Source organism: Xenococcus sp. PCC 7305 (assembly GCF_000332055.1).
In the GTDB taxonomy this organism is placed as follows: domain Bacteria; phylum Cyanobacteriota; class Cyanobacteriia; order Cyanobacteriales; family Xenococcaceae; genus Xenococcus.
In genome coordinates this window covers 1-11,645 of record NZ_ALVZ01000062.1, presented here as the reverse complement: position 1 = coordinate 11,645, position 11,645 = coordinate 1, and the positions used below count along the sequence as shown (strand labels likewise).

8 protein-coding genes and 2 pseudogenes are annotated in these 11,645 nt (G+C 36.6%); 6 read left to right on the top strand and 4 right to left on the bottom strand.

Going from position 1 to position 11,645, the window contains the following annotated elements; all coding sequences use genetic code 11:
* Nucleotides 1–224: 224 nt before the first annotated feature.
* Together XEN7305_RS01645 and XEN7305_RS01640 are read left to right on the top strand one after the other, a co-directional pair.
* Nucleotides 225–449, top strand: coding sequence for an AbrB/MazE/SpoVT family DNA-binding domain-containing protein (locus tag XEN7305_RS01645; protein ID WP_006507579.1), 225 nt, complete (start codon nucleotides 225–227; stop codon nucleotides 447–449).
* Nucleotides 449–865: a hypothetical protein gene (locus XEN7305_RS01640; protein WP_006507578.1), complete on the top strand. Its 417-nt coding sequence runs from the start codon at nucleotides 449–451 to the stop codon at nucleotides 863–865. Before XEN7305_RS01645 ends, XEN7305_RS01640 begins: the two co-directional genes overlap by 1 nt.
* 120 nt (nucleotides 866–985) lie before the next feature.
* Here XEN7305_RS01640 and asnS read toward each other — a convergent pair whose 3' ends face one another.
* Together asnS and XEN7305_RS01630 are read right to left on the bottom strand one after the other, a co-directional pair.
* Nucleotides 986–2,377 (bottom strand): asparagine--tRNA ligase, encoded by a 1,392-nt coding sequence (asnS, locus tag XEN7305_RS01635; RefSeq protein WP_006507577.1) that lies wholly within the window; start codon nucleotides 2,375–2,377, stop codon nucleotides 986–988.
* Between the two features lie 153 nt (nucleotides 2,378–2,530).
* On the bottom strand, nucleotides 2,531–3,511 hold the full coding sequence (locus tag XEN7305_RS01630) for a DUF4351 domain-containing protein (protein ID WP_006507576.1): 981 nt from the start codon (nucleotides 3,509–3,511) through the stop codon (nucleotides 2,531–2,533).
* 555 nt (nucleotides 3,512–4,066) lie between these two features.
* On the opposite strand from XEN7305_RS01630, the pseudogene XEN7305_RS30215 reads away from it, so the two are divergent.
* A pseudogene (locus XEN7305_RS30215) lies at nucleotides 4,067–4,300 on the top strand (tetratricopeptide repeat protein); the annotation flags it as partial.
* A 177-nt stretch (nucleotides 4,301–4,477) separates the two neighbouring features.
* Entirely contained in the window at nucleotides 4,478–6,823 is a 2,346-nt protein-coding gene (locus tag XEN7305_RS01625) for a CHAT domain-containing tetratricopeptide repeat protein (protein ID WP_144053180.1), read from the top strand.
* Between the two features lie 246 nt (nucleotides 6,824–7,069).
* Here the strand turns inward: XEN7305_RS01625 and sppA are convergent, their stop codons facing one another.
* Both sppA and XEN7305_RS01615 read right to left on the bottom strand, forming a co-directional pair.
* The gene (gene sppA, locus XEN7305_RS01620; RefSeq protein ID WP_006507574.1) at nucleotides 7,070–8,872 is read right to left on the bottom strand and encodes a signal peptide peptidase SppA; all 1,803 of its coding nucleotides are present in this window, start codon (nucleotides 8,870–8,872) and stop codon (nucleotides 7,070–7,072) included.
* Nucleotides 8,873–9,127: 255 nt separating this feature from the next.
* Complete coding sequence (locus XEN7305_RS01615) at nucleotides 9,128–10,654, bottom strand: phosphomannomutase/phosphoglucomutase (RefSeq protein ID WP_006507573.1); 1,527 nt, start codon at nucleotides 10,652–10,654, stop codon at nucleotides 9,128–9,130.
* 120 nt (nucleotides 10,655–10,774) lie between these two features.
* Here XEN7305_RS01615 and XEN7305_RS30210 point away from each other — a divergent pair.
* Nucleotides 10,775–10,966 (top strand): annotated as a pseudogene (locus XEN7305_RS30210) (AbrB family transcriptional regulator); the annotation flags it as partial.
* 146 nt (nucleotides 10,967–11,112) lie between these two features.
* The coding region (locus XEN7305_RS28020) for a calcium-binding protein (RefSeq protein ID WP_006507572.1) at nucleotides 11,113–11,645 on the top strand (533 nt) is incomplete at its 3' end.

The following is an 11,645-nucleotide window of genomic DNA, read 5'->3' as shown; positions in this document are numbered from 1 at the left end:
AAACTAGTGGACGCGGGCGTAAATAAGACAACCATCAACGAAGAGCAAAAAGCTGATATATCAAGACTTATTACTCATTACTTATTACTTATTACTTCCGCGCGGCGGCACTAGATACTGATAAAATTCCAATCACTCTTCTGTTTTTGATTCTTCTTCCAGTTTAAATAAGCTGATGTAGTCTCGTTTTGTTAAAATCGCAGTACTACTAAAATACAGCGGCTATGAATAGAATTATTTCAATTAATGAGGGGGGTACAATCACTCTTCCTCAAGACTTAATAAAAAAATATGGTCTGGAGGTTGGAGGGCAAATAGTGATCGAAGAAAGCGAAGCAGAATTAATTTTACGTCCAAGTGCCACGTTTTCAGTTGAGATCTATTCTGATAAGAGGATAGAAGAGTTTCAACAGCAAAATGAAAAAGAACTAGAAGATTTCAAATTGTAATGAAAGTTTTTCTCGATGCGAATATTCTTTTCAGCGGTTCAGTTCCAGAAAGTAGAATCGCTAAGTTAATCAAGATTATCAAACAACATGGAGAATGTGTTACTAATCTCTACGCTATCGAGGAAGCAAGAAAAAATATAGAAAGAAAAAAATACGGTTCAATTCAAGGATTAGAATTTTTGCTAGGAAATATTTCGGTTAGTAATGAATTGATACTTAATGTGTCAGTAAAATTAAAAGCAAAAGATATCCCAATTTTAGGTGGTGCGATCGCGCAAAAATGTACTCATTTACTCACAGGTGATAAAAAGGATTTTGGTTACTTGTATGGCAAACGAGTAGAGAATGTCCTGGTTGTTTCTCCCAAGTTGTTAGCAGAAGACATGGTATCTAGAGGATTCATAGCAAAAAAATAAATGAAAATAATCATGTTGAGCGCCGAGAATTGCTTATTTAGACAATAAAGCACTATTGTCAATCTATTAGTTTCACGTTTAGTTTCACGTTGACTCTGGCTGGATATCCTACTAATAATGCTAAAAATCTGCATTTAAAGGAGTTCTGGGGAAAGGAATCACATCACGGATATTAGTCATTCCTGTCATAAACTGCACTAACCTTTCAAAACCTAAACCAAAACCAGCATGGGGCACAGTTCCATAACGACGCAAATCTAAATACCAGCCAATACTCTCCGCCTCGATATTCATTTCCTCAATTCTTCGCTCTAAAACATCTAGTCGTTCTTCCCGTTGCGAACCACCAATGATTTCCCCAATATTCGGTGCCAGCACATCCATAGCCGCTACAGTTTTTTCTCCATCATCTAATCGCATATAAAATGCCTTGATATCTTTGGGATAATTAGTAACGATCGCGGGTTTTTTAAATAATTCTTCGGCTAAATATCGCTCATGTTCAGATTGTAAATCGATACCCCATTCCACAGGAAATTCAAATTTCTTATCAGCTTTCTCTAATAGCGCGATCGCCTCTGTATAAGTAATCCTGGCAAACTCATTATTAATAATATTATCAGCGGTCGCTAAGATAGTTTTATCAACCCATTTATTGAAAAACTCCATGTCCTCAGGACATTTATCCAAGACAAATTGAAAGATATATTTGAGAAACTCTTCGGCCAAATTTTGATCACCTTCTAAATCACAAAAGGCCATTTCAGGCTCAATCATCCAAAACTCAGCTAAATGGCGAGAAGTATTCGAATTTTCGGCGCGGAAAGTGGGGCCAAAAGTATAGACATTTTGAAAGGCCATGGCCATGACTTCGGCTTGCAATTGTCCACTGACAGTTAGATAGGCAGGTTTACCGAAGAAATCTTGCGTGAAGTCTACTTGACCCTGCTCATTTTGAGGTAGCTTATTTAAGTCAAAATTGGTAACAGTGAATAATTCTCCTGCACCTTCACAATCACTGGCGGTGATAATGGGGCTATGAATCCATAAGAAACCCTTGTCTTGAAAGAATTGATGGATTGCAGCAGCACAAGCATTACGCACTCGGAACACAGCACCTAAAGTATTAGTGCGCGATCGCAAGTGGCTAATAGTCCGTAAAAACTCAAAGGAATGACGTTTTTTCTGTAGAGGATAGGTTTCGGGGTCAGCCTCTCCATAAATGATCGCCGAATCAGCTTTCAGCTCAATTTTTTGTCCCTTCCCTTGAGAAGCAACTAAAGTTCCGGAGACCTCTATCGATGCTCCGGTATTAATCTTTTTGAGTAGAGTTTCATATTCTGGAACCTCGCCATCCAGGACGACTTGCAGACCAGCTAAGGATGAGCCATCATTGACTTCGGCAAAAGCAAACCCTTTTAATGCTCGTTTTGTACGTACCCAACCTTTAATGATGACTTTTTCATCTGGTTGACCGTTTTTAAGAATGTCTGCAACTCGTCTGGTTTCCATCTAGTATCTTTTAATTGGTGATCTCACTGAACAATTATACAGAATCCCCTCTATTGTTGTGAGAGATCGCCATTACAAGCGAGATGGCAGTGCTGCAAAGAATTCTGAAAAAACTAGTGCTAAAAAAAGAGACAATTTGCGCTTAATATAAGGTTAATTTCTCGAAGCTGACAAATTATTCAACCAATTAGTCAAATCTTCTATTTGTTCAAAGTCCAATAATGTTTCGCCTAAATTTTCTAATTCCTGGATTTCTAGCCTTTTGACTTGAGCTTCTATTTCTGGGGTCAATGGTCCTATTTTTCTTTTGAGTTGACGAAGAACTAAATCGGTTTCCCTTTCTAAACCTTCTTGTCTGCCTTCAATTAATCCTTCCTGTCTACCTTCAAGTAATCCTTCCTCTCTTCCTTGCTTGATTCCGGTTCTCATCCAACTGGTAACGATTTCCATAACCTGTTCCCTCTCTTCTAATTCAATTGTACCGAGTTCGGTTTGAAATATTTGTTCTTCTGATTCATCTAAGTTGAGATATGTATCGATGAAACCTGAAATGAGCTGCATTTTAGCTGGGTCTAATTTTAGGGTTACTAGCAAACGGAGACATTCTGCTTTCACTTTAGGGCGGTCTTCGGTGGAGATCTGCATCTTTGCCATGAGAGCAGAAGCTACAGGATTGGGCTGGTTGAGAAAATTTCGCCAATTAAGGTGATTGAGTTGCAAGACTCGATAGTTAAATTCAAGTACTTTGAAATCAGGAAATTCTAGTTGATAACTACTGTCGGCTATTTTCTGGGGTTTGTCGTAGGAAAAGACAACTACAGGATAAATCGGTAAGTCATATTTTTCATGGAGTCGAGAAAAATAGCGATACATTCGCTTATTAAAGTTTGCTTGATTGTAGGATTGGTTTTCGACATGAATGAGGAAATAGGATGAGCGATTCTGAAATTGAGCTTGTACTAGCAAATCTGCTTCATAGCGATCGCCTACGGTAACATCGGTGAAGACTTCCTTATCGAGAAAGGTTATTGAGTTGGGTTCGAGATAAGCCATTACCTGGGGGAAAAACAGCTCGATAAACTCAATAAAAAATGTGGAAAGTAATTCTTTAAAAAGGCGATGGTGATCAATCATTAATGAGAAGAATTTGTCTGAATTGACAATAAACAAATCTTATCGGATTGTGGCAATAACGAGAGTGGATTAGCAATAACTGAGGTAATTATCAATAACATTTGAAACGAAACTTATCAGTCGCTGAAAGCTTTATCCTGTAGTTGTTTCAATTGCCGCAAAGCGAAATTGTCGGTAATTAGATTGGTGGAAATATAAGAAAATATAATTATTCATAGAAAAAAAATTTTTATACTGTTAATTTTAGATGATCGAGGTATTTACACTGATGATCATTTCAATAGTCCGGACATTTTTCTTAACGAGCTCACAAGCCTCACAGAAGAATAGTTATCGGTATTCGGATTTTTTTCACAAGTTAGCTCTAAAGCTAACTTCGATTAAATTATTGATATTAGCTAAAGGTACGAAGTTTCAAGCTTTTCAGCCTTGTGTATAATCTAAATTTTGTCCGACCCATTGTCATTTGTAAGTTATTAACTAAAAAGTAAGGAAATAAAATTTTCTTGTCCTTAATATGAAGAACAAAAAGATAAAAAAAATTTTGCATCGGAAATACGCTTATTAAACTCATCTACACTATTACGTGCAAATAATTTTTTTAATCAAGGATTAAAATTATACCAAGATAATAATGTTTATTTAGCATTACAAAAATTTCAAACAGCACTGAAATTATATCGAAATACTAGTGAAAAAGAAAAATTAATTGACTGCCTATTTTTAATTGCTATTATTTGTAATACCCAAGGAAATTACAATAAAGCATTATATTATTTAAGGCAATCTCTTAAATCCGCTATAAAAATTAAAAGCAATAGTCAAGAGTCTAAAATTCTCAGATTAATAGGAAATACTTATATTAAACAATGTAAATATAATTTAGCAATTTATTTTTATAAAAAATCTCTTGAAATTGTAAAAAATATTGGCACTGTATCAGAACAAGAACCATTGCTAAATGACTTGGGAGTTGCATCCTATTATCTTGGAAGTTATCAACAATCAATTAACTATCATCTTGATCAATTAGAAATTGTTAAAGAATTAGGAAATAAGGAACTAACATCATCCATTTTAATTAATATAGGTAATGTTTTTCAATCACAAGGAAATTATGATTTAGCGCTTAAGTATTATCAGCATTCTCTAGAAATAAATAGAGAAATTGGTAATCAATCTAGAGAAGCTAAATGTTATTCTAATTTGGGTGCTACTTTTCATTATCTTAGTCAAATCGATAATGCTATTTATCATAATAAACTGTCACTGAATCTTGCAAGAGAAATAAATGATTTTGCCCAACAAGCAGTAGCATTAAGAAATTTAGGTTGTACTTATGAATCATTAGGTAAGTATCAAGAAGCTAAAGACTTTTACGAAGAAGATTTGGCTCTTACTAATAAAATCGGAGATCGTCACGGAGAAGCTCAGTGCTTGGGAAATATCGGAAATATTTATCAGGCACTGGGTGAATTTGATTACGCAATTAATTTTCATGAACAATCATTAATAATTAATCGTGAACTAGGGATACGTCTAGGAGAGACACGTTCTCTTACTAATTTAGGAGTTGCATATCGATCTCTACAACAATATGAAAAGGCTATTCAACATCATCAAGAATCCCTGAAAATTTCACAAGAGATTGGCAACTATCAAGAAGAAGGTACAGTATTGCTAAATTTAGCAAATGTTTATTTATCAACCCAAGATTATAATAAAGAATATGAATATTTAGAGTTAGCCTTAAAGATTTTTCAGCAAATTGATAATCTTCGAGGACAAGCATATGTACTGGGTTCTCTAGGTGTAGCTTGTCGTAATTTAGGACAACAAGAAAAAGCAATTGAGTACGTTCAAAAACAATTCATTTTAGCAGACAAGATTGATGACTCTAGATTGAAAGGAGTGGCATTAACACACAAAGGTAGTTTAATGCTTTATCAAAATAATTTATCTCAGTCCAAAGAAGCTTTGTTACAGGCAGTTAATATCTGGGAATCTTTGCGAATAGGATTAAATCATGATGTCGACAAAGTATCTCTTTTTAATACACAAACTGATGCATATTTTCTTTTACAAAAGGTTTTAGTAGCTCAAAATAAATACTGTGAGGCTTTAGAAATATCTGAACGAAGTCGTGCTAGGGCACTTTTTGAGTCGATAAAGATTATATCAACAGAATTGTCAACACAATCACATTTGCAAAAAGTAGAAGAATTGCCAAATATTAATAAACTTACAGAAACTGCTGTAAATCATAGTGCTACAGTGGTGGAGTATTCAATTATTGACCCTGATATTCTCTATATTTGGGTCATTAAGCCTTCTGGAGAACTTATATTTCGTAATGTCGATCTCAATCCATTACTAGAAGATGATACATCCCTAAGAGAAATATCGAGAGAAATGCAACAAAGACTTGATGCTGGATCTTGGCTAGAGGATGCAAGTAACTTTTCTCAACAACTTTATGATTGTTTAATTCAACCAATTACCGATCTTCTGCCCAAAAATTCTGATGAGTTGGTCATTTTTATTCCGCAACATGAATTGTTTTTAGTTCCTTTTTCCGCATTACAAAATAAAACAGGGGAATTTTTAATTGAGAGATATACAATATTAATTGCTCCTTCAATTCAGATTTTAGAACTAACTAGAGAACAAAAAGAGCGAATTAGACTAAAAACTAAAAGTAATGCATTGGTAGTAGGAAATCCAAAAATGCCAATAATTCCATTCTCGAAACCACAAAAACCATTAAAACCACTACCTCATTCCAAACAAGAAGCAGAAGAAATTGCTACAATTTTAAATACAGAAGCTATTACCGGTAGTAAAGCCACAAAAACTTATATTAAGCAACTTTTACCTAAGGCTAGCTTAATCCATTTGGCTACGCATGGCCTACTAGACTTATTTGATGAATTAGGAATTCCAGGAGCAATAGCTTTTGCTCCCTCTAATGGAGATTCTGGGTTTCTCAATTCTAGTGAAATTTTAAATTTGAATCTAAGTGCTGATTTAGTTGTGCTAAGTGCTTGTAATTCAGGAAGAGGTGTAATTACTAATGATGGAATACTTGGATTATCTCGTTGTTTCCTTATTGCGGGAGTTTCTAGCTTAATCGTTTCTCTTTGGGAAGTTTCAGATAACTCAACTAAGCTATTGATGATCAAATTCTATGAAAATCTTCAAAATGAAATGAATAAAGCACAAGCATTACGTCAAGCCATGCTATCAGTGATGGAAGAATATCGTAATTGTCCACAAATGTGGGCTGCATTTACCCTTATCGGAGAAGTTTAATACGAATTATTAAATTTAACTAAATAGTACAAGTGTAAAATAATCAGATTTTTACACAAGAAGCAGTTCTTAAAATATTCAACTTCAATTTTACTTTTCTTAAAGCTACATTACACGAAAGTTCAATTACGTAGAATTGATTCTTGATTCTGAAGTGCCGATTCAAGGAATTATCGGCAATTAACAATAAACAGTCCAAAATGATGTGTTACGCTGGCGCTAACAGCACCCTACAGCAGCCTTCATCTAATCAATATTAAATTCAAAAGGCAGACGAGCATAGATACTACGAGGATCATCAAAGGATTGAACTAAAGCCAATTCTTGGCGTATTTTCTGTAGCTGAGAACTCAAAGGATCAACTGGTTTTGCTACTTGTAAAGCTTCTACTTTGAATAAACGCTCTGCCAGTTCGCTTTCCCAGGTTTTATTCTGGGGAAATTCGGCAATCTTCCAGTTTTCTCCCAATTCAGCTTTTTTGGCGGCAAAGGCGATCGCAGACTCCAAACCACCAATTTGATCAATTAAGCCAATATTCAGGGCTTCTTTCCCCGACCAAACTCGACCTTGGGCAATTTGCTGAACTTTTTCTTTGGGTAAATTGCGATATTCAGAAACTTTTTTCAGAAACAGATTATAAACTTGAGCCACTGATTTTTGATAAATAGCCAATTCAGCATCTGTCTTGGGACGAACACTGGAGTTTATATCGGCAAATTTACCTGTTTGCACCACATCCCAGGTAATACCATGATTATTGCCAATTTCTTGGATATTCGGTAACAAGCCAAAGACACCAATCGAACCTGTAATGGTATTTTCTTCAGCAAAAATTTGGTCGGCACCCGCAGAAATCCAATAACCTCCAGAGGCCGCAACATTACCCATGGAGACGATTACAGGTTTTTCCTTTTTAGTTAGCAAAATCTCCCGTAAAATAACTTCCGAGGCGGTGGCACTACCTCCAGGACTGTTAACCCGCAACACAATAGCCTTAACATTATCATTTTCCCGTAGTTCTCGAAATTCCTGGGCAAAGCGATCGCTACCAATTTGTTCAATATTGCCTTTTCCTCCGACAATTGAGCCTTCAGCATAAACAACAGCAATGGTATTTTTCGCCATATTGGCATTCGACACCGGAGCCTGGAAATCGCTAACATAATCGTCAAACTTAATTTGTCTAAAGGATTCGGTTTTATTGGTTGATTCTCCAGTTAATTCTCTGAGTTTTGCTGTTAAATTGTCGAAATAGGCAATCTCATCTACTAATTTAATTTTTTTAGCTTCCTCTGGCTCGATAAAGCCTTTTTGATCAGCAACTTGTTGTAAATATTGAGGATCTAAGTCCCGACTTTCCCCCACGGTCGAAAGAAACTTAGTCCAGAGATCTGTCAGTAAAGCTTGGGTTTGTTGTCGATTTGCCGGGCTAAGATCTTCCCGCGTAAAGGGTTCGACTGCGGATTTATAATCCCCAACACGGATTACCTGTACTCCAATACCATATTTATCGAAGGCTCCCTTGAGAAACATCTGTTCCGAGCTCATGCCATTGAACTCCATAATACCCATAGGATTTAAGAGTACTTCATCGGCGATCGAAGCTAAATAATATTCTCGCTCACTCCAGGCGACATCATAGGCAATAATTTTCTTACCTTGAGCCTGAAAATTCGCGATCGCATCTCGCACTTCCGCCATTACGGCATAACCACTACCAACATTTTCTCTTCTGCCATCGAGTAGTAATCCCACAATGCGATCATCATTCGCTGCTTTTTCTAGAGCATCCAAAACATCTCGTAGCTTCAATGTAGATTGGGCATCTCCAGAAAATACTTGTTGAATATTAGTTTGAGGAGCAGAATCGCGTATTTGAGTAGCTAGATCAAATACCAAAATGGACTTATTTTTAACCTGTGGCTCGATCTTCGGAGCAGTCGCCGCAAACAAAAGAAAGACTAGACCAGTTGCACCAAGAGTTACAAATAAGAGCAATCCTGCGATTGTTCCCACAATGCTAGCAAAGGTTTGTTTTAAAAAGTTCATAAATAAATCCTGATATATTGATCACGATAGGTTATAGGTGCAACAATGTTTTTTTTTGCATCTTTACTATTTACATAGTAGATGGTAGCTGCTATGTTTTTAGATTTCCCAATTTTTTTTAATTGTTACTATCCTTTTAATTCTTTTAAATAGAAAATCTGTAGTTACATTATTACAAAAATCAGAAACATCCTCATGGCCTATTAGTAACCAGGAGCAAGTTAATAATTAAGGTCTCCTGGCTCTTGTATATCCTTAGTTATATTTGGCGAAAGGAGATAAATCCAAAAGCTCAAACCTGTTAAAAAAATCTAAGAGTTTGGGGACTATTTGCGCTACACCTCCTGCAACATTAGATTCAACATTTAAAGGAATGACTGGATCATGAAGCGATAGCCGCAGCAAAAACCAGCCGTCTTCTTTTGGAGACTTGCAAGAGATGCGAACTCCTTCATAATTATTGGGCACAACTTGCCAATCAGCCTGAGTAAGAGCGAACTCTTTTAGTTGAGAAATAACATCTTTGCCATAGGATTTGAAATCATCAGTCCCAATTTTTAAACGAAATTCTGAACTTTCGTCCGGTTCTTGCAATTTAGCAATTAAATCAGTAATTAACTTTCTTTCGAGCTTGGACTTGGCTAATTCAATTAACAACTTGGTTGCTAAATAAGCTCCATCATCAAGGAAATAATTTTCCTTCATTGCTCCATGACCAGAAGTTTCGATCGCCAGCCAAGATTCTTGACCTTCTTGGTTAAGACGTAGAGACTCATTAATTACATTCTTGTAACCTCTTTTGAAACGATGATGCACTCCTGTGAGCTCTTGTTCGATAAACTGACCCAACCCATCAGAGGTAATCGAATCAGTCACAATAGTTGACCCCGGATGTTCTCTGAGGACAATTGCTGAAATTAAAGCAATCAAACGATTACGGTTCAATTCATTTCCTAAATAATCTACTGCTGCGACGCGATCGACATCCGTATCGAAAATAATGCCAAAATCTGATTGGTTATCAATCACTGCTTGGCGGATCGAAGCCATCGCATCCTTATCTTCAGGATTGGGAATATGATTGGGAAAATTGCCATCAGGGTCGAGAAATTGACTTCCTGTGGTATCTGCGCCCAAGGGCTTTAAAACCTGATCGGCATAAAATCCGCCAGCTCCATTGCCAGCATCGACCAGAATTTTTAACCCTGTTAATGGCTGATCAAAATTCTCGGGGTGATTGACTGCCTCACGAATTTTATTGGCTAATCCAGCAGCGTAAACTGCAATAAAATCATGCTGTTGCAATTCTTTGGTTGTTGTCGCGATCGCAAAATCATTTTGCTCAGCCAGTTCTAAAATAGCTGCAATATCTGGTTTTCCTAGACCACCTTGAGGAGTGAAAAACTTAAAACCGTTGCGATTGAACGGTAAATGACTAGCGGTTAACATTATTGCCCCATCACAGTTGAATCCAGGAGTCACAGTGCTCATGAACATTGCCGGAGTCGAAGCGATCGCAAAATCGTAAACTTGGCAACCACAGCTGCCCATCCCTTCCATAAGAGATTGCATGAGGCTCGGCCCTGATAAGCGACTATCTCGTCCTACGGCGATCGTTAACTCACCGGCTGATTTGTCTATTTGTTGCGTCAACCAACTCACAAAGGCTTTGCCTAAAATATTTGCGACCTTTGGAGTGAGATTCACCGTTTCATCAGGGATTCCTTCTAGGGCGACCCCGCGGATGTCAGAGCCATTTTGTAGTTGTTTCCAGTTAGTCATTATCTATGTGTTTATTTGCCAATAAAACTTTATTTCTTACTTATATAAAGTTATGGCTGAAGATTAGAGATAAAGATCATTTGTTTTAAAGTTTGAAAAACTTCAATTAAAGCGATTGATCATCATTGGCAAGTTGGACAAGAATTAATTGCGATTAATACAGGCGACGGTATTTTACTCAAACCAAAAAAGCCTTTTCAGGAAACCAAACTAGAAGAGGTTGCTGGGTGTTTATCTTACAAGGGTACAGCAAAAACTTTAAATGAATTAGATGATGCAATTAGTCAAGGTGTACTGGAACAATGGAAATGATGGCAGTCGATACTAATATTATTGTTTATAAGTGTACCAAAGTGTTTTTTGCAGATTATTAAACAAAAATCAAGAATACATATCACTGTCTACTAACACTACTAGTATAAAAATACTCAGTACAGAATATCCCATCAAAAACAGCTATGGCAAATATCATTGGAACCTCTGGTGATGACTTCTTAAATGGTACTTTTGAAGACGACATTATTAGAACAGGATTAGGAGTAGATACTGTAGATGGCGGGGCTGGGATTGATCTTTTAGAAATTGACTATTCTCTGTCTGCTAATCGAATATCCTACTCTTCTAATTCGGTGCCAGCTCTAGGATCAGGAAGACTCAGTGGAGGTGGCAATATAGTCGAGTTCAGTAATGTGGAAATTTATAACATTACTGGTTCCCAATTTAATGACGAACTATTTGGTGGAGATTTTAGCGATACCTTATCTGGAGGTAATGGTCGTGACACTATCGATGGTGGTCAAGGGGCTGATGTCCTTGATGGTGGAGAAGGTAGTGATACTTTAAGTCGTAATTTATCTATCTTTAATCAAGGTTCAGTTGTGGATAATACGCTTTCAACTATGACTTTGATTGATGGAACAACAGCTAGTAATTTTGAAAATCTCGATATCACTCTTGGTTCAGGCGACGACACTATCAGAACAGGATTGGG

Bases quoted from the DNA above. Each gene is read 5' to 3' on its own strand.
- XEN7305_RS01645 (WP_006507579.1), top strand. From the start codon at position 225: ATGAATAGAATTATTTCAATTAATGAGGGGGGTACAATCACTCTTCCT.
- XEN7305_RS01640 (WP_006507578.1), top strand. From the start codon at position 449: ATGAAAGTTTTTCTCGATGCGAATATTCTTTTCAGCGGTTCAGTTCCA.
- asnS (WP_006507577.1), bottom strand. From the start codon at position 2,377: ATGGAAACCAGACGAGTTGCAGACATTCTTAAAAACGGTCAACCAGAT.
- XEN7305_RS01630 (WP_006507576.1), bottom strand. From the start codon at position 3,511: ATGATTGATCACCATCGCCTTTTTAAAGAATTACTTTCCACATTTTTT.
- sppA (WP_006507574.1), bottom strand. From the start codon at position 8,872: ATGAACTTTTTAAAACAAACCTTTGCTAGCATTGTGGGAACAATCGCA.
- XEN7305_RS01615 (WP_006507573.1), bottom strand. From the start codon at position 10,654: ATGACTAACTGGAAACAACTACAAAATGGCTCTGACATCCGCGGGGTC.